This is a genomic window from Streptomyces sp. NPDC031379 (genome assembly GCF_055569615.1).
Genome location: NZ_JBVIIT010000003.1, coordinates 151,179 through 168,422, shown reverse-complemented (window position 1 = coordinate 168,422; position 17,244 = coordinate 151,179). Strand labels below are relative to the sequence as shown.

15 protein-coding genes are annotated in these 17,244 nt (G+C 73.4%); 11 read left to right on the top strand and 4 right to left on the bottom strand.

Going from position 1 to position 17,244, the window contains the following annotated elements; translation table 11 throughout:
• Window positions 1-9: 9 nt before the first annotated feature.
• The 3 genes from ACZ5CW_RS05625 to ACZ5CW_RS05615 all read left to right on the top strand — a co-directional run bounded on the left by ACZ5CW_RS05625 (window position 10) and on the right by ACZ5CW_RS05615 (window position 2,611).
• A complete protein-coding gene (locus tag ACZ5CW_RS05625; RefSeq protein ID WP_468598660.1) occupies window positions 10-459 on the top strand; it encodes an STAS domain-containing protein in 450 nt (149 codons plus the stop codon).
• A gap of 126 nt (window positions 460-585) precedes the next feature.
• Window positions 586-1,836 carry an ANTAR domain-containing protein gene (locus ACZ5CW_RS05620; RefSeq protein WP_468598659.1) on the top strand — a complete coding sequence of 417 codons (1,251 nt, stop codon included), beginning with the start codon at window positions 586-588 and terminating at the stop codon, window positions 1,834-1,836.
• Window positions 1,837-2,155: 319 nt separating this feature from the next.
• Window positions 2,156-2,611, top strand: a complete 456-nt coding sequence (locus ACZ5CW_RS05615) for an RpiB/LacA/LacB family sugar-phosphate isomerase (protein ID WP_468598657.1) — start codon at window positions 2,156-2,158, stop codon at window positions 2,609-2,611.
• An 84-nt stretch (window positions 2,612-2,695) separates the two neighbouring features.
• Here the strand turns inward: ACZ5CW_RS05615 and ACZ5CW_RS05610 are convergent, their stop codons facing one another.
• Window positions 2,696-3,061 (bottom strand): DUF6479 family protein, encoded by a 366-nt coding sequence (locus ACZ5CW_RS05610; protein ID WP_468598656.1) that lies wholly within the window; start codon window positions 3,059-3,061, stop codon window positions 2,696-2,698.
• A 164-nt stretch (window positions 3,062-3,225) separates the two neighbouring features.
• Between ACZ5CW_RS05610 and ACZ5CW_RS05605 the strand changes: the two genes are divergently transcribed.
• The 5 genes from ACZ5CW_RS05605 to ACZ5CW_RS05585 all read left to right on the top strand — a co-directional run bounded on the left by ACZ5CW_RS05605 (window position 3,226) and on the right by ACZ5CW_RS05585 (window position 9,749).
• Window positions 3,226-3,597: a four-helix bundle copper-binding protein gene (locus ACZ5CW_RS05605; RefSeq protein ID WP_468598654.1), complete on the top strand. Its 372-nt coding sequence runs from the start codon at window positions 3,226-3,228 to the stop codon at window positions 3,595-3,597.
• Between the two features lie 128 nt (window positions 3,598-3,725).
• Complete coding sequence (locus ACZ5CW_RS05600; protein WP_468598652.1) at window positions 3,726-4,904, top strand: acyl-CoA dehydrogenase family protein; 1,179 nt, start codon at window positions 3,726-3,728, stop codon at window positions 4,902-4,904.
• Window positions 4,905-4,914: 10 nt separating this feature from the next.
• Window positions 4,915-5,757, top strand: coding sequence for an oxygenase MpaB family protein (locus ACZ5CW_RS05595; RefSeq protein WP_468598650.1), 843 nt, complete (start codon window positions 4,915-4,917; stop codon window positions 5,755-5,757).
• A gap of 133 nt (window positions 5,758-5,890) precedes the next feature.
• A complete protein-coding gene (locus ACZ5CW_RS05590) occupies window positions 5,891-8,092 on the top strand; it encodes a serine/threonine-protein kinase (RefSeq protein ID WP_468598648.1) in 2,202 nt (733 codons plus the stop codon).
• Between the two features lie 94 nt (window positions 8,093-8,186).
• Window positions 8,187-9,749 carry a phytoene desaturase family protein gene (locus ACZ5CW_RS05585; protein WP_468598646.1) on the top strand — a complete coding sequence of 521 codons (1,563 nt, stop codon included), beginning with the start codon at window positions 8,187-8,189 and terminating at the stop codon, window positions 9,747-9,749.
• Between the two features lie 19 nt (window positions 9,750-9,768).
• Here the strand turns inward: ACZ5CW_RS05585 and ACZ5CW_RS05580 are convergent, their stop codons facing one another.
• Entirely contained in the window at window positions 9,769-11,568 is a 1,800-nt protein-coding gene (locus tag ACZ5CW_RS05580) for a serine hydrolase domain-containing protein (RefSeq protein WP_468598644.1), read from the bottom strand.
• A 163-nt stretch (window positions 11,569-11,731) separates the two neighbouring features.
• Between ACZ5CW_RS05580 and ACZ5CW_RS05575 the strand changes: the two genes are divergently transcribed.
• Genes ACZ5CW_RS05575 through ACZ5CW_RS05565 form a run of 3 tightly spaced genes read left to right on the top strand, consistent with a single transcriptional unit; the run spans window position 11,732 to window position 15,941 of the window.
• A complete protein-coding gene (locus ACZ5CW_RS05575) occupies window positions 11,732-12,844 on the top strand; it encodes an NAD(P)H-dependent flavin oxidoreductase (RefSeq protein ID WP_468598642.1) in 1,113 nt (370 codons plus the stop codon).
• The gene (locus ACZ5CW_RS05570; protein WP_468598640.1) at window positions 12,841-14,391 is read left to right on the top strand and encodes an acyl-CoA synthetase; all 1,551 of its coding nucleotides are present in this window, start codon (window positions 12,841-12,843) and stop codon (window positions 14,389-14,391) included. Before ACZ5CW_RS05575 ends, ACZ5CW_RS05570 begins: the two co-directional genes overlap by 4 nt.
• Before the next feature lie 53 nt (window positions 14,392-14,444).
• Window positions 14,445-15,941 carry an acyl-CoA synthetase gene (locus tag ACZ5CW_RS05565; protein ID WP_468598638.1) on the top strand — a complete coding sequence of 499 codons (1,497 nt, stop codon included), beginning with the start codon at window positions 14,445-14,447 and terminating at the stop codon, window positions 15,939-15,941.
• Here ACZ5CW_RS05565 and ACZ5CW_RS05560 read toward each other — a convergent pair.
• Together ACZ5CW_RS05560 and ACZ5CW_RS05555 are read right to left on the bottom strand one after the other, a co-directional pair.
• Complete coding sequence (locus ACZ5CW_RS05560) at window positions 15,931-16,812, bottom strand: TIGR03620 family F420-dependent LLM class oxidoreductase (RefSeq protein WP_468598636.1); 882 nt, start codon at window positions 16,810-16,812, stop codon at window positions 15,931-15,933. The genes ACZ5CW_RS05565 and ACZ5CW_RS05560 overlap by 11 nt on opposite strands.
• 99 nt (window positions 16,813-16,911) lie before the next feature.
• Entirely contained in the window at window positions 16,912-17,244 is a 333-nt protein-coding gene (locus ACZ5CW_RS05555) for an ArsR/SmtB family transcription factor (protein WP_468598634.1), read from the bottom strand.

Here is a 17,244-nt window from a genome sequence, read left to right as displayed (position 1 = left end):
CCGATCCCCATGGAAAACGGCCCGTTCCTCCGTGCTCGCGTGCGCCCCGGCGGCCCGGCCCCGCTGCTCCTGCAGACCGTGCACGAGCACCGCCCGGAGGTCGGGCAGATCAGCGTCCTGAAAGCCCGGGGCACGGTCGACGCCGGGAACGCCGTGACGTTCTGCAAGGCCCTCGCCGAGCACATCGCGCACGCCGACAGGGCCACGGAACACCCCCTGCTGGACCTGACCGAGGCGTATCTGGCCTGCGCGGCCGCCGTACGCTCCCTGGACCGGGCGACCGGTGTCCTCGCGTGCTCCGGCCGGGCCCTGCCCGTCGTCCAGCCGAGACCCCACGTGCGGGAGGCGCTGCGGACGGCCGGCCTGCCGGGCGTGCAGGTGCATGCCACGATGGCGTCGGCCCTGCACACGCTGGAGTCCCGGAGACCGGGACCGGCCGAATCCGGCGGCGCCGGCTGACACGAGCACCGGCGGTTCGCCCGCCCGGCGCGGTGGATGGCGCGGTTGAGCGCCGGTCACCTACCGTGCAAGGTGGTCTGGAAGAGGCCGATCGAGTCTTCTGTGACGTCTTGTGTGGGTGATGCGATGAAAGCCCCTTCCGACCGTCCCGGCGCACCGGCCTCCCTGGTCATCGAGTCCTCCGTCGTCGAGGGACTGCCCGCCGAGGGCGCCCTGCTCCTGCGGATGTCCGGCAGCCTCGACACGCACGGGGCGCAGGCCTGGTCGGCGCAGCTGCGCGGCCATCTGGAAGAGGCGGACCGCGCCGGACTGCGGCCCGTCCTCGACATGGCCCACGTCCAGCTGGGCGGCGCCGCCGTGCTGCGCACGCTCAGCGAGACGACCAGGACCCGCGTCGGGCGCCCGGACCTGATCATCGTCCGGGCCCGGCCCGGAGTGCGCGAGGCGGTGCACCTCGCCCGCCTGGAGGGCGTCCAGCTGTACGCCACCCTCGACGAGGCGGTGCGCGAGCTGGCCCGCACCTCCACCCGGGTGGAGGAACTGCCCGCCTGGCGGTCGCAGATGGCGGACCCGCTGCGGCCCTCGTACGAGGACCTGCACAACGAGGTCCGCGCGCTGCGCGCCCGGGTGCGCACCGCCCCGGTGATCGGCATGGCGCAGGGCACGCTGATGGTCCGTTACGGCCTGTCCGACTCCGGCAGCGCCTTCCGGGTGCTGCGCGATGCCTCGCAGCGGTTCAACGTACCGCTGCGCGTCCTCGTCTCCGCCGTGGTGGTGGCCCGGCCCCCGGACGGCGACGTGTGGTTCCCGGGCCGCCGTGCCCTGCCCGTGCCGCAGCTGCGGCTGCTGGGCCGGGGCGGCCGGGACCCGCGCTACCGGCGGCAGATGATCGACGCGGTGCTGTGCGAGGCACAGGCCATCGGGCGGGCGCCCGCCGGGTATGTGCAGTGCGTGGACCCCGCCGTCGGCACACTGATGCTGGAGGCTCACCACGGCTGTGCGGAAACGTTCCTTGACCATCTCGTGCGCGGCCGGGACGACGGCACGGCCGACGCGGTCGCCCGGACGCGGGGACGCCGGGTGAGCGTGCCCGACGTGGCCGCCGACGCGCTGCTCTCCGACGAGTGCCGGCGCGTCCTGCTGACCATCGGCACGCACGCCCTGCAGAGCATCCCCGTGCTGTCCTCGGCCGGCTCCTGCACCGGTGTGATCACCCTGCACTGGCCCGACGCGGGCCGCCGGCCGACCGCCGCGCAGGCCGAGGCCCTCGCCCTGCTGGCCTCCGACACGGCCGCCTGGCTGAGCTGGTACCACCGCTCGGTGCTTCTCGACGCCCTCGAGCACCTCCACCAGGGGCTGGCGGGCTCCGCCCCGTGAGGCGATCCACGGCGGAGGTGCGTCACCCGCGCGGCACCGGGAACCCGGACCCCGCACGGAGCACGCACCACCCGGAGGGAATCCGGCGCATGTCCGATCCGCAGCAGCCCGAGCAGCGGCGCAGTGACAAGGGAGGCGCCATCCCCGCAGGACAGCGGTGAACTCAGGGCCCGCCAGACGGCCGGCCGCAGCGCGGGCGGAGTGCCTCCGGCACAGGAGCCCGATCACCCCTGACCACGCCCGGTGAGTCATGGCTGTGTCCTGACCGCTCCGACGGCCGCCAGGGCTGCCGCCGCCCGGCAGGCGCTACCCTCCGCATATGCGGATCTCCGTCTCCTCCGACATGGACGAACCCGTGGCCCGCCTCCTCGTGGCGGAGCTGCGGCGGCGCGGGCACGAGGTGCGCGCGCACGGCGCGCTGCGGCCCGGGGCCGACGCCCAGTGGGCGGCCTGCTCGGAGGCGGCCGCCCGGGATGTCGCCGAGGGCCTGGCCGAGCAGGCGGTGGTGTGCTGCTGGACCGGTACCGGCGCGTCCATCGCGGCCAACAAGGTGCCGGGCGTGCGGGCCGCCCTGTGCGCGGACGCCACCACGGCGGACGGCGCCCGCCGCTGGAACGACGCCAACGCGCTGGCGCTCAGCCTGCGACTGACCTCGGAGCCGGTGCTGAAGGAGATCCTCGACGCCTGGTTCGCCGCCGAGCCCAGCGAGGACCCCGAGGACGTACGCAACGTGGCCCGCGTCGGCCGCCTGGACGCCGCCCGGAAGGTCTCGTAGGGGCGTCCGGCGGTCCGGCGCGGACCGTGAGCGGTTCGCGTGCCGCGGGGACGGTGACCGGTTCGTGGCGCGGGGCGGTGGACTTCAGTGAGCGCCGAGTCCGCCACCGCCGAACGAGCCGCTGGACCCCCGGCTCCAGCGCGGGCGGTCCTTGGACTCGCTCGGCCTGGAGTCCATGTTGCTCAGCTCGTACGGGGTGAGCGGGCGTCCACCCTTGGGGACCTGCGGAACCTCCGCGGATTCCCGGTTCTCCCGGATCTCGTGCACCGGGCCGTCGGGTGGGAGCTTGGGCTGTTCCTCGGGGCGCGGCCGGGCGGGCTCGCGGTACTTGATGCGGGAGTTCATCCAGAAGCCGCCGGCGAGCAGCGCCAGGACACCCATGGCCACGATGAACAGCACGAGGCTCATCAGGCCGCTCGCTGCTGCCAGCTGCGTCGATGCGGTAGTCATAGAACAGGAGTACCCCGCCCAGAACGGTACGAACCGGACACAATCGGTGGCCGGGTACCGACGGACGGCGATACCGGGCCCGCTTGCCGCCCACGTCCGCGCCGCTGCCTCTCCGGGCCGGGAAACAGTGGTTTGCGGCTCCCCGGCCCGGCTACCCGCACGGTGTGACATCGCCGACCTCGCAACAGCTCTACCGGTTCCTGGAGGACCGCTTCACCTGTGCCCAGGCCTGCACGGAGTGCGCCCGGGCCTGCGCGGTCCACGCCAGCCTCGTCGACCCGGACGGCACCGAGCGGCAGGAGCGCGTGCGCCGGCTGGGCATCATGTGCGCCGAGGTGTGCGACGCGACCTGCCGAATGCTGTGCGAGGAGAACCGTCAGGACGAGGAGGGCATCCGGGTCCGGCTGGAGTGGTGCCGCTCGGTCTGCCTCGAGTGCGCCCGCGCCTTCGACGAGCACGCCGGCGCCGAGGCGGCGGCGCAGACGTGCCGGACCTGCGCCGACGCCTGCACGGACTTCCTGGAGAGCCTGCGGTGACCGCCCTCGCATGACGCCGCGCGCCGCCCGGGCCGCCGGAAATCGCCCGTGGCCCGCCATTCCCAATTTCTGGAACACGTTCTACGGTGTGCGCCGTCAGGACCGCCCTTGGGGAGCCTGGAGGCGCCGTGCATCTCGATCACACGCCCGAGCAGCAACGACTGCGCGCCGACCTGCGCGCCTACTTCGCCCAGCTGGTCCCGGACAACGCCTACGCCCGGTACGGCGACCGGATCGCGCAGAAGCGGTTCTACCGCGACACCATCCGCCGGCTCGGCGCGGACGGCTGGCTCGGTGTCGGCTGGCCCGAGGAGTACGGCGGGCGTGGGATGACGGCGATGGAGCAGTTCATCTTCTTCGACGAGGCCGCGCAGGCCGGCGTACCACTGCCCCTGATGGCCCTGAACACGGTCGGCCCGACGCTCATGCGGTTCGGCACCGAGGAGCAGAAGGCGTACTTCCTGCCGCGCGTCCTGTCCGGCGAGATCGACTTCGCGATCGGCTACAGCGAGCCCGACGCCGGCACCGACCTCGCCTCCCTCAGGACCCGGGCCGTACGCGACGGCGACCAGTACGTCGTCAACGGGCAGAAGATCTGGACGACCAACGGCGACACGGCGGACTGGGTGTGGCTGGCCGTGCGCACCGACCCCGGGGCACCGCCGCACAAGGGCATCACCATGCTGCTGGTGCCGACCTCCGACCCCGGCTACTCCTGCACGGTCATCAACACCCTCGCCTCCCACGACACCACCGCGAGCTACTACGAGAACGTCCGCGTCCCCGTCTCCCGCCGGGTCGGGGAGGAGAACCAGGGCTGGCGGCTGATCACCAACCAGCTCAACCACGAGCGCGTGACCCTCGCCGCCCACGGCACCATGGCCGTCCGCGCCCTGCACGACGTGCAGCGCTGGACCCGGGAGACCAAGCTGGCCGACGGCCGCCGGGTGGCCGACCTGCCCTGGGTGCGCCGGCTGCTGGCCCGCACCCACGTCCGGCTCGACGCCCTGAAGCTCCTCAACTGGCAGATGGTCGCGGCCGTCCAGGACGGCACGCTCACCCCGCAGGACGCCTCCGCCGTCAAGGTCTACGGCTCCGAGGCCCGCCGGGACGCCTACGCCTGGCTCATGGAGATCGTCGCCGCGTCCGGCCCCCTCAAGGAGGGCTCGGCGGGCGCCGTCCTGCACGGTGAACTGGAGCGCGGCTACCGCTCGGCGGTCATCTTCACCTTCGGCGGCGGCAACAACGAGATCCAGCGCGAGATCATCTCCTGGATCGGTCTGGGGATGCCGCGGGTACGGCGTTAGCCTTCGGGGCATGGGCGACCCCGGGCTGTTCACGCCGAACTCCGTGACCTGGCAGATGCACGGCGACCCCATGATGTGGGTCGCCGGCGTCCGTGCGCTGTACCTCCAGGCCCTGCATCCGCGCGCGGTCCGCGGCGTCATGCAGAACTCCGACTTCCGCCGCGACGCGTGGGGACGGCTGATGCGCACGGCCGACTTCGTGGGCACCACGACGTACGGCACGACCGAGGCCGCCGAACGCGCGGGCGCCCGCGTGCGGAAGATCCACAGCGTGCTGACGGCGACCGACCCGGACACCGGTGAGCGGTACGGCGTGGGCGAGCCCGAACTGCTGCTGTGGGTGCACTGCGCGGAGATCGACTCCTATCTGCACGTGCTGCGCCGCTCCGGCTTCCCGCTCACCGACGCACAGGCCGACCGGTACATCGCCGAACACCGGGTCAGCGCCCGCCTGGTGGGCCTCGATCCCGGCACGGTACCGGCCGACCGGGCGGAACTCGCCGCGTACTTCGAGCGGGTGCGGCCCGAACTGGCCGCCGGACCCGAGGCACGCGAGGTGGACGACTTCCTGCTCCGTCCGCCGACGCACCCCCTCCTCGTCCCGGCGCGCGAGGTGCTGTGGCGGCGCGTGGCGCACCTGGCGTACGCCGCCCTGCCGCCGTACGCCCACCAGTTGTACGGCAGACCCGCGCCGGCACCCGCCGTCGTCACCCGCAGACTCCGGACCACAGGTGCCCTGCTGCGCGGCGTTCCCGCACGTGTGCGCTGGCAGCTTCCGCCCAAACACATCCTGCGTGCCATGGCGCGGCTGGGCCCGGACGTGCGTCCCGCACCATACAAAGTCGGGCCATAGACCGCCATACTGGACGAGCAGGGGGGGTGTCGCGGACCGGACCGACCCGGACGGCCGGACGCGGCCGCGTGCGGTGCGGCGACGACTCCCTGGCGCGGGGCGGGGCGGACGGCGACGGGGGCGGCGGATCGCTATGGGGGAGCACAGGCTCATTCAGGGCCGGTACCGGCTGCTCGACCTGATCGGGCGGGGCGGGATGGGCGAGGTGTGGCGGGCCCGGGACGAGTCCCTGGGCCGGCAGGTCGCGGTGAAGTGCCTCAAGCCGCCCGGTCCGTACCACGATCCGGACCTGACCCGGGTGCTGCGGGAGCGGTTCCGCCGGGAGGCCCGGGTGGCCGCCGCGCTCTCCCACCGCGGGGTGACCGTCGTCCACGACTTCGGCGAGGACGACGGCGTCCCCTACCTGGTGATGGAGCTGCTGGCGGGTCGCGACCTGAGCCGGCTGCTGGAGGACAACAAAGGGCATCCGCTGCCCGTGGACGACGTGGCCGAGATCGCCGGCCAGGTCGCCGCCGCCCTCGCCTACACCCACCGACAGGGCATCGTGCACCGGGACCTGAAGCCCGCCAACATCGTGCTGCTGACCGACGGCACCGTGAAGATATGCGACTTCGGCATCGCCCGTCTCGGCCACGACATCGGCTTCACCGCCCGGCTGACCGGCACCGGTGTCGCCCTCGGCACCCCGCACTACATGTCCCCGGAGCAGATCGGCGGCGACGCGGTCGACCGGCGCAGCGACCTGTACTCACTGGGCTGCGTCCTGTACGAGATCGCCACGGGCGCCCCGCCGTTCGACCTCGAGGACGCCTGGGCGATCCTCATCGGACACCGCGACACCCCGCCCCGGCCGCCCCGCGAGCAGCGCCCGGAACTGCCGCCCTTCCTCGACCGCGTCATCCTCGACCTGCTCGCCAAGCGGCCCGAGGAACGGCCCTACGACGCCGCCGAGTTGTGCCTGCGCATCCAGACCGGACGGACGACCGGCGCCGGTGTGCCGACCGTCTCCTCCGCGCTCCTCGATCTCGCGCGCGCAGCCCCCCTGCCGTCCTGGACCCGGGGCATGACCACCGGCCACAAGGCGGTCGGCGCCGGGCCGCACGCCCTGTCCCCGGACCCTGGCGCGGCCCTGAGGGGACGATGGGCCCCCGCGGCGGCCGACGCCTCGGCACCGCTCACCGCCCCGGCGCCGGACGCGCTCGCCGCCCTCACCGCCCGCCACCGCGAAGGCGTCCGGCTGGCCGGGCAGGGCCGCTGGACGGAGGCGGGCGAGGTGCACCGGGCGGTCGCCGCAGAGCGGGCCGCCCTCCTCGGACCCGACCACCCCGAGACCCTGGCCAGTCGCCACGAGGCCGCCTTCGCCCTGATCCGCACCGGCCGCGCCGCCGAGGCGCTGGGCGCCTACGCCGACGTCGCCGAGGCGAGGGCGCGCGCGCTCGGGGCCGACCACCCCGACACCCTCGCCGCCCGGCAGGAGACCGCCTACGCCCTGGGCCGGCTCGGCCGCCACTTCGAGGCCCACCGGGTGTACACCGAGGTGCTGACCGCCCGGGAGCGTGCCATGGGCCCCGAGCACCCGGACACCCTGCGCTGCCGGCACAACCTCGCCTGCACGCTCGGCCGGCTCGGCCGCCTGGACGACGCCTGCCGCATGGCCCGGGACGTGGCCGCCACCCGGGCGCGGCTGCTCGGCCCGGACCACCCCGACACCCTGGCCTCCCGCTGCGAAGTCGCCTACGCACTCGGCCAGTCGGGCCGCTGGCAGGAGGCGCTGCACCTCTACAGCGAGGTCGCCGAGGCCAGAGCGCGGGCGCTGGGGGCCGACCACCCCGACACCCTCGCCGCCCGCTACGAGAGCGCCCTCAGCCTCGGCCGGCTGGGCCGCAGCGCGGACGCCCTGCGCCTGTACCGCGACCTCGTCGAGGACCGCACCCGCGTGCAGGGCCCCACCCATCCCGAGACCCTGCGCGCCCGGCACGGACTCGGCGTCCACCTCGGCAGGCTCGGCCGATGGGAGGAGGCCCTGACCGAGGCCCGCGACGTGTGCGCGCTGCGCGAGCACGTCCTCGGCCCGGGTCATCCCGACACCCTCGTCAGCCGCCGCGAGGTCGCGGTCGCCCTCGGCTGGCTGGGCCGCTGGGCGGACGCCCTCACCGAGTACCGCCGGGTCGCCACCGCCCGCGAGCACGTCCTCGGCCCGGACCACCCCGACACCCTCGCCGGCCGCAACGACGAGGCCCACTGCCTGCAGCGCCTCGGCCGCGACACGGAGGCCGCGGAACTGTACCGCCGGGTCGCGGTGATCCGCCGGCGCCGGGCGTCCGGCGGAGCCTGACGGGGCCGGGAGCCGGGTGCCGGTGTCCGGTGGACCGTGATCTCTGCCCGGACCGGCCTCTGGCCCCGCGGATCAGCGCGTGTTACGAAGAACCATGCCTGCCAACGAGGGAACCCGCGCGTACGACGCCGTCATCGTCGGCGGCGGCCACAACGGCCTGGTCGCCGCCGCCTACCTGGCCCGGGCCGGCCGCTCCGTGCTGGTGCTGGAACGGCTGGACCACACGGGCGGCGCCGCCGTCTCCAGCCGCCCGTTCGCCGGTGTCGACGCCCGTCTGTCGCGCTACTCGTACCTGGTCAGCCTGCTCCCGCCGAAGATCGTCAGCGACCTCGGACTGGACTTCCGTGTCCGCACCCGCACCATCTCCTCGTACACCCCCGTGGAGCGGGAAGGACGCCCGACCGGACTCCTCGTCGGCGGTGGCGAGCAGCGCACCCGGGAGGCCTTCGCCCGGCTGACCGGCGGCGAGCGCGAGTACGCGGCCTGGCAGCGCTTCTACGACATGACCGGCCGGGTCGCCCAGCGCGTCTTCCCGACGCTCACCGAACCCCTGCCGACCCGCGACGAGCTGCGCCGCCGCATCGACGACGAGGCCGCCTGGCGAGCCCTGTTCGAGGAGCCGATCGGTGTCGCCGTCGAGGAGGCGTTCACCGACGACCTGGTCCGCGGCGTCGTGCTCACCGACGCTCTGATCGGCACGTTCGCCGACGCCCACGACCCCTCCCTCGCCCAGAACCGCTGCTTCCTCTACCACGTCATCGGTGGCGGGACCGGCGCCTGGGACGTGCCTGTCGGCGGCATGGGCGCCCTCACCGACGCGCTGGCGGCGGCGGCCCGCTCGGCGGGCGCGGTCATCGCCACCGGACACGAGGTGGTCCGCATCGACACCGACGGGCACACCGCGGAGGTCGCCTACCGCACCGCCGACGGGGAGGGCGTCGCCGCCGCCCGGCACGTCCTGGTGAACGCCTCCCCGCAGGCGCTGGCCGCCCTGACCGGCGACACCGCGCCCGAGCCGGCCGAGGGTGCCCAGCTCAAGGTCAACATGCTGCTCACGCGGCTCCCGAGGCTCCGCGACCCCGACGCCGATCCCCGGGAGGCCTTCGCCGGCACCTTCCACATCGCCGAGGGCTACCGGCAGCTGGCCACCGCCCATGCGCAGGCCGCCGCCGGAGAACTCCCCGCCACGCCGCCCTCGGAGATCTACTGCCACTCCCTGACGGACCCCACCATCCTCGGTCCCGGCCTCGCCGAGCGCGGCTACCAGACCCTCACCCTCTTCGGGCTGCACACCCCCGCCCGGCTCTTCGACCGGGACAACGACGCCGTCCGCGAGGAACTGCTGAAGTCCACCCTCGCCCAGCTCGACGCCCACCTCGCCGAACCGCTCGCCGAGTGCCTGGCCACCGACGCCGACGGCCATCCCTGCATCGAGGCGAAGACCCCCCTCGACCTCGAACGGGATCTGCGGCTGCCCGGCGGCAACATCTTCCACCGAGCCCTGTCCTGGCCGTACACCCATGAGGACACGGGGCGCTGGGGCGTGGAGACCCCGCACCCCAACGTCCTGCTGTGCGGCGCGGGCGCGGTGCGCGGGGGAGGGGTGAGCGGGGTACCGGGACACAACGCGGCGAGGGCGGTGCTGGAGCGCGGCTGACCTCTCCCGCGGGGCCGCCCTAGTCGGCCGATTCCTGCCATCCCACGGCCGTGATGCGGGCGGTGTCCGCCGGGCGTGCCCCGTCGAACAGGACCTCCCGGCCGGCCTCGACACGCAGGGCGTCGACGTACGCGCCCCGCCCGGCGTACAGCCGGTCGGTGCTGTACCGCCACCGCAGGGCCAGCCCGCGGTCGGCCGGCAAGAGCGCGGTCATCCGGTGCCAGACGCGGCCCGACCAGCCCGTGACCGTGCCCGACGGGTGGTCCTGGGAGTCCTCGCCGTGACGGGTGGTGGTGAACGGAAGCGGCTGCCAGGTCGTACCGCCGTCCGTGCTGGACTCCAGGGCCAGGACGTCGGATGCGGGCTCGGTGTCCCACCACAGGGCACACCGCAGGTGGGCCGGGCCGGGCCTGGTGTCCAGCGCGGGGAGGGTGAGCGTCGCGGCCAGGGCGCTGCCCATGCCCGAGAACCAGGCCGTACGGCCCCGTGCGGGGCGCACCGGCACCGCACGGGCCAGGTTGTTCCCGGCGGCGACCCGCGGCGCGGACCCGGACCGCCAAGTGCGCACCGGATGCACCGAGTTGCCGAGGACGACCAGGAAGGAGTCGGTCGTGGGGTCGAGCACGAGCGAGGTGCCGGTGAAGCCGGTGTGGCCGGCCGTGCGCGGGGTGGCCATCGCCCCCATGTACCAGTGCTGGTACAGCTCGAAGCCGAGGCCGTGCTCGTCGCCCGGGAAGGCGGTGTTGAAGTCGGTGAACATCAGATCCACCGACTCCGGCCGCAGGATGCGGCTGCGGCCGTAGGAGCCGCCGTTGAGCAGCGTACGGCCGAGGACCGCGAGGTCCCACGCGCAGGAGAACACCCCCGCGTGCCCGGCCACGCCCCCGAGGCTGAACGCGTTCTCGTCGTGCACCTCGCCCCACACCAGCCCGCGGTCCAGCCCGGACCAGGGCCGGCGCGCGTCCTCCGTGGCCGCGATCACCGGCTTCCAGGAGGCGGGCGGGTTGTAGCGGGTGCGCCGCAGGCCCAGCGGGGCGGTGATCTCGTCGCGCAGGAGGACGTCGAGGGCGCGGCCGGTGATCCGCTCCAGCACCAGCTGGAGGGAGATGAGGTTCAGGTCCGAGTAGAGATAGGCGGTGCCCGGCCGGCCGATCGGTGCCTCGTTCCAGATGAGCCGGAGCTTCTCCTCGTACGTCGGCGCGTTGTACAGCGGGAGCCAGGCGCGCAATCCCGAGGTGTGCGTGAGGAGCTGACGGATCGTGACGTCCTGCTTGCCGGCGGCGCCGAACTCCGGGACGTACGCGGCGACCCTCCCCTCCAGTGCCAGCGTGCCCCGCTCGATCTGCTGCACGGCGAGGAGTGAGGTGAACAGCTTGGAGACGGAGGCCAGGTCGAAGACGGTGTCCCGGGTCATCGGGAGCTGCCGGTCGGGAGGGAACTCGACGCCGGTGTCGGTCCTCTCGTCGTAGGCGGCGTAACGCACCGCCGACCCGACCGGTTCGTGCAGGGCCACGGTGCCGCCGCGCCCCGCGAGCAGGACGGCGCCCGCGTACCAGGGATGCTTGGGGGAGGGGCCGAGGAACGCCTCCGCGTCCGTGACGAGCTGCCGCAGGTGTGCGGGGAGCAGCCCGGCGCGCTCGGGTGTGCCGTGGCGAAGGGTGCGGCGCGGGACGTGGCGCCCCGAGGCGGGTGCCGCGGCGGCCGGGCCCGCGGGCAGCGCGGCGAGGGCCAGGGCGCCGCCCGACGCCAGTGAGCCCGCCACGAGCCGGCGTCGCGTCAGCCCGCTCGCTCGTCCGCCTGCCAGGTCGTCGTCCGTCATGGTGCGGCCTCCCGTCTGAAAGTATCTTTCGGGGCTTGCCCTGCACGGTGAAACTTTCCTGTCAGGCGGGGGGGTGTCAACGGGGCGCGTGCCGGCCCAGGAAATCTGACGGAGCATCAGAAAAGGTCTTCCGTCGTCCGGGTGACTGCGGCATCCTGCGCCCATGCAGACGGAGCTGAGCAAGCACCTGGGCGCCGAGCACGCCGTCTTCGGCTTCACGCCGTTCCCCGCCGTCGCCGCGGCCATCAGCCGGGCCGGCGGGTTCGGCGTGCTCGGCGCGGTCCGCTACACCGCTCCCGACGACCTCAAGCGCGACCTCGACTGGCTCGACGCGCACGCCGGGGGCCGCCCCTACGGGCTGGACGTGGTCATGCCCGCGAAGAAGGTCGAAGGCGTCACGGAGGCGGACGTCGAGGCGATGATCCCCGAGGGGCACCGGCGGTTCGTGCGGGACACCCTCGCCGAGCACGGAGTGCCGGAACTGGCCGAGGGGGAGGCGTCCGGGTGGCGCATCACCGGGTGGATGGAGCAGGTCGCCCGCACCCAGCTCGACGTGGCCTTCGACTACCCGATCCGGCTGCTGGCCAACGCCCTCGGCTCCCCGCCCGCCGATGTCGTCGCCCGCGCCCATGACCGGGGCGTGCTCGTGGCCGCCCTCGCGGGCAGCGCCCGGCACGCCCGCAAGCACCAGGAGGCGGGCATCGACATCGTCGTGGCCCAGGGATACGAGGCCGGCGGCCACACCGGGGAGATCGCCTCCATGGTGCTCACCCCCGAGGTCGTGGAAGCCGTCGATCCGCTGCCCGTGCTGGCCGCGGGCGGTATCGGCAGCGGCCCGCAGGTGGCGGCCGCCCTGGCCCTCGGCGCCCAGGGCGTGTGGCTGGGCTCCGTGTGGCTGACCACCACGGAAGCCGACCTGCACTCACCCGCCCTGACCCGCAAGCTGCTCGCGGCCGGCTCCGGGGACACCGTGCGCTCCCGCTCCCTGACCGGCAAGCCCGCACGTCAGCTCCGCACCGAGTGGACCGACGCCTGGGACGACCCGGCCGGCCCCGGCACCCTGCCCATGCCGCTGCAGGGCCTGCTGGTCGCCGAGGCGGTCTCCCGCATCCAGAAGTACGAGGTCGAGCCGCTGCTCGGCACGCCCGTCGGCCAGATCGTCGGCCGGATGACCAGCGAACGCAGCGTCCAGGCCGTCTTCGACGACCTCACCCGAGGCTTCGAGCAGGCCGTGGACCGCATCAACCGCATCGCCGGAAGGAGCGGCCAGTCGTGAGCACACCCCCCGCCGGTTTCTGGGCGCAGGCCGCCCAGGACCCCGACCGCACACTCCTGATCGCCCCCGACGGAGAGGAGTGGACCGCCGGACGCCTGCACTCCGCCGCCAACCGGCTCGTGCACGGGCTGCGCGCGGCCGGACTGGAACGCGGCGACGCCTTCGCCGTCGTGCTGCCCAACGGCGCCGAGTTCCTCACGGCCTATCTGGCCGCCGGCCAGGCGGGTCTGTACCTCGTCCCGGTCAACCACCACCTCGTCGGCCCGGAGATCGCCTGGATCGTCGCCGACTCCGGCGCCAAGGTGCTCATCGCGCACGAGCGGTTCGCCGACGCGGCCCGTGCCGCGGCCGACGAGGCGAGGCTTCCCGCCACGCACCGCTACGCGGTCGGACCGGTCGAGGGCTTCCGGCCGTACGCCGAACTCCTCGCCGGACAGCCGGAGTCCGCGCCCTCGGACCGTGAACTCGGCTGGGTCATGAACTACACCTCCGGTACGACGGGACGCCCGCGCGGCATCCGCCGCCCGCTGCCCGGCAAGACACCCGAGGAGGCCTACCTCGGCGGCTTCCTCGGCATCTTCGGCATCAGGCCCTTCGACGACAACGTCCACCTGGTCTGCTCGCCGCTCTACCACACGGCCGTCCTGCAGTTCGCCGGCGCGTCCCTGCACATCGGCCACCGCCTGGTGCTGATGGACAAGTGGACGCCGCAGGAGATGCTCCGTCGCATCGACGGCCACCGCTGCACGCACACGCACATGGTCCCGACCCAGTTCCACCGTCTGCTGGCCCTCCCGGACGAGCTGAAGGCCCGCTACGACGTCTCGTCCCTGCGGCACGCCATCCACGGCGCCGCCCCCTGCCCGGACCATGTGAAGCGGGCCATGATCGACTGGTGGGGGCACTGTGTGGAGGAGTACTACGCGGCCAGCGAGGGCGGCGGCGCCTTCGCCACCGCCGAGGACTGGCTGAAGAAACCCGGCACCGTCGGCAAGGCCTGGCCCATCAGCGAACTCGCGGTCTTCGACGACGACGGCGAACGGCTGCCGCCCGGCAGGCTCGGCACCGTCTACATGAGGATGAGCACCGGCGGCTTCTCGTACCACAAGGACGAGGCCAAGACCCGCAAGAACCGCATAGGCGACTTCTTCACCGTCGGTGATCTCGGCTACCTGGACGAGGACGGCTACCTCTTCCTCCGCGACCGCAAGATCGACATGATCATCTCCGGCGGGGTCAACATCTACCCGGCCGAGATCGAGTCCGTGCTCCTCTCCCATCCGGCCGTCGCGGACGCCGCCGCCTTCGGCATCCCGCACGACGACTGGGGCGAGGAGGTCAAGGCCGTCGTCGAACCGGCCCCCGGCCACGAACCGGGCCCGGCCCTCGCCGCCGCCCTCCTCGACCACTGCGCCGAGCGGCTCGCCGGCTACAAACGGCCGAAGAGCGTCGACTTCATCGCCGAGATGCCCCGCGATCCCAACGGCAAGCTCTACAAGAGGCGGCTGCGCGACCCCTACTGGGCGGGGCGCACCCGGCCGGTATGACGGCGGTCCCAGGTGCTTGACCGGCACGTCCCGCGGCCCGAGGATCGGCTGTCATGATGCAGGGACACGGCAGCACGGTCGACGGGGTCCTGCGGCGCAGCGCCCGGCGCACCCCGGCGCGCGTCGCGGTGGAGTACGGCGAGCGCAGATGGACGTACGAGGAACTCGACGACGCCGTCTCCCGCGCGGCCGCGGTCCTGAGCGCGCAGGGGCTCACCCCGGGCGACCGGGTCGGCGCCTACGGCCACAACTCCGACGCCTACCTGATCGGATTCCTGGCCTGCGCCCGCGCGGGCCTGGTCCATGTGCCGGTCAACCAGAACCTCACCGGGGAGGATCTGGCGTACCTCGTCGGCCAGTCGGGCAGCACGCTGGTGCTCGCGGACCCGGACCTCGCGGGCCGGCTTCCGCGAGGGGTAGGGGTCCTGCCGCTGCGGGACGCCGAGGACTCCCTGCTCGCGCGGCTGGCGGACGCGCCCTCGTACGACGGGCCCGAGCCGCGCACCGAGGACCTGGTGCAGCTGCTGTACACCTCCGGTACGACAGCCCTGCCCAAGGGCGCCATGATGACCCACCGGGCCCTGGTGCACGAGTACCTGAGCGCCATCACGGCCCTCGACCTGAGCGCCGGGGACCGGCCGGTGCACGCGCTGCCGCTGTACCACTCCGCGCAGATGCACGTGTTCCTGCTGCCCTACCTCGCGGTCGGTGCGACCAACATCATCCTGGACGCGCCGGACGGGGACCGGCTCTTCGATCTCGTCGAAGCGGGCCGCGTGGACAGCCTGTTCGCGCCGCCCACGGTGTGGATCGGCCTCACGAACCGGCCCGACTTCATGAGCCGCGACCTCGGCGGCCTGCGCAAGGCGTACTACGGCGCGTCGATCATGCCCGTTCCCGTGCTGGAGCGGCTGCGGGAACGCCTGCCGGGACTGGCCTTCTTCAACTGCTTCGGGCAGAGCGAGATCGGCCCGCTCGCCACCGTGCTCGGCCCCGACGAACACGAGGGCCGGCTGGACTCCTGCGGCCGGACCGTGCTGTTCGTGGACGCCCGGGTCGTGGACGACGAGGGCGAGGACGTCCCCGACGGCACACCGGGTGAGATCGTCTACCGCTCCCCGCAGTTGTGCGAGGGCTACTGGGACAAACCGGAGGAGACCGCCGAGGCGTTCCGGGACGGCTGGTTCCACTCGGGCGACCTCGCGGTGCGCGACGCCGACGGTTACTACACCGTCGTCGACCGGGTGAAGGACGTCATCAACTCCGGTGGTGTGCTGGTCGCCTCCCGCCAGATCGAGGACGCCCTGTACACCCACGAGGCCGTCGCCGAGGCCGCCGTGATCGGCCTGCCCGACGAGCGGTGGATCGAGGCGGTCACGGCGGTCGTCGTTCCGCGCGGCGAGGTGTCGGAGGAGCAGCTGATCGCGCATGTGCGGGAGAAGCTCACGGCTTTCAAGGCCCCCAAGCGGGTGCTGTTCGTCGACGGGCTGCCGCGCAACGCCAGCGGGAAGATCCTCAAGCGCGAGCTGCGGCACCGCTTCAGCGGCTAGCCGGGCGCTTCGACGGCGCCAGCGCGTCGGCCAGCAACCGCCAGTGCGGCAGCGCGGATTCGCCCGGCTCGACGCCGATCACCTGCACGGCCACATGGTCGGCGCCCGCCGCCACGTGGCCGTGCAGCCTGCGCACGACCGTGTCCGGGTCGCCCCAGAACACCAGGTCGTCCACGAAGCGGTCGCTGCCGCCGCCGGAGAGGTCGTCGTCCGTGTACCCGAGCCGGCGGAACTTGGCGATGTTGTACGGGGTTTCGAGGTAGCCGCGCAGGTGCTCGCGCGCCACGGCGCGGGCCCGGCCCGGATCGCTCTCGAACAGCACCGCGTGCTCCACGGCCAGGAAGGCGTCCGGCCCGAGGATCTCCCGTGCCTGCGCCGTGTGGGCCACGTTCACGTGGTAGGTATGGGCGCCGTCGGCCCGGTCGCGGGCCAGCTCCAGCATCTTCGGGCCGTAGGCGGCCAGCAGGCGCCGTAGCGGGGCTCCGGGGCGCGGGTTCGGGCTCTGCGGGGCGTCCAGCTCGTCGAGGTACGCGGCCATGGCGGCCAGCGGCCTGACCCCGGGCCGAGGGTCGCCGCCGAAGCCCAGTCCGAGCACGTGCCGGCCGGGGTAGGCGTCCGCGAGCAGCAGGGCGGCCCCGTACGTCCAGCGCGCCTCCCGGGACCAGATCCGGGCGATGCCGTTGACCACGTTCAGCCGTCGTGTGGAGGCCAGCAGAAAGCCGGCGTGCGTGAACGCGTCCCGCCCCAGCAGCTCCGGGATCCACAGGGCCCGCCAGCCCAGGTCCTCCAGCTCCTGGACCGAGTCCCGCACCCGTGCGGCCGGCTGGTGCTCGAAGTCGAAGGTGTAGATCCCGAACGTGCCCAGGTCCATCGGTGTGCTCCCTCACGAGGCTTACATCGCTAAATCGGAATATCGCAGAATTTCGATATGAAGCGCAAGGGGGGACCCCGGTGGCCGCGAGGCGCGGGGTCAGAGGGTCTGTCCCAGCTCCGCGACGAGGGCGGCGATGCGCTGCTCGTCCCGCCTGTAGTGGGTCCACTTGCCGACCCGGGTCGCGCGCACCAGACCTGCCCGCTGGAGTTCCGCCATATAGGCCGACACGGTCGACTGGGCCAGGCCCGCCTTCGCCTGGATGTGGCTCACGCACACACCCACTTCCGCCGGATCGGCGATGGCCGCCTCCATCGGGAAGTGCCGCTCGGGCTCGCGCAGCCACCGCAGCATCTGCAGCCGCACCGGGTTGGACAGCGCGCGGAGCGCGTTGACCAGGTCGGGATCCGGGGCGGGAGCGGTGTCCGTCAT

Bases quoted from the DNA above. Each gene is read 5' to 3' on its own strand.
- ACZ5CW_RS05625 (WP_468598660.1), top strand. From the start codon at position 10: ATGGAAAACGGCCCGTTCCTCCGTGCTCGCGTGCGCCCCGGCGGCCCG.
- ACZ5CW_RS05620 (WP_468598659.1), top strand. From the start codon at position 586: ATGAAAGCCCCTTCCGACCGTCCCGGCGCACCGGCCTCCCTGGTCATC.
- ACZ5CW_RS05615 (WP_468598657.1), top strand. From the start codon at position 2,156: ATGCGGATCTCCGTCTCCTCCGACATGGACGAACCCGTGGCCCGCCTC.
- ACZ5CW_RS05610 (WP_468598656.1), bottom strand. From the start codon at position 3,061: ATGACTACCGCATCGACGCAGCTGGCAGCAGCGAGCGGCCTGATGAGC.
- ACZ5CW_RS05595 (WP_468598650.1), top strand. From the start codon at position 4,915: ATGGGCGACCCCGGGCTGTTCACGCCGAACTCCGTGACCTGGCAGATG.
- ACZ5CW_RS05590 (WP_468598648.1), top strand. From the start codon at position 5,891: ATGGGGGAGCACAGGCTCATTCAGGGCCGGTACCGGCTGCTCGACCTG.
- ACZ5CW_RS05585 (WP_468598646.1), top strand. From the start codon at position 8,187: ATGCCTGCCAACGAGGGAACCCGCGCGTACGACGCCGTCATCGTCGGC.
- ACZ5CW_RS05580 (WP_468598644.1), bottom strand. From the start codon at position 11,568: ATGACGGACGACGACCTGGCAGGCGGACGAGCGAGCGGGCTGACGCGA.
- ACZ5CW_RS05575 (WP_468598642.1), top strand. From the start codon at position 11,732: ATGCAGACGGAGCTGAGCAAGCACCTGGGCGCCGAGCACGCCGTCTTC.
- ACZ5CW_RS05565 (WP_468598638.1), top strand. From the start codon at position 14,445: ATGATGCAGGGACACGGCAGCACGGTCGACGGGGTCCTGCGGCGCAGC.
- ACZ5CW_RS05560 (WP_468598636.1), bottom strand. From the start codon at position 16,812: ATGGACCTGGGCACGTTCGGGATCTACACCTTCGACTTCGAGCACCAG.
- ACZ5CW_RS05555 (WP_468598634.1), bottom strand. From the start codon at position 17,244: ATGACGGACACCGCTCCCGCCCCGGATCCCGACCTGGTCAACGCGCTC.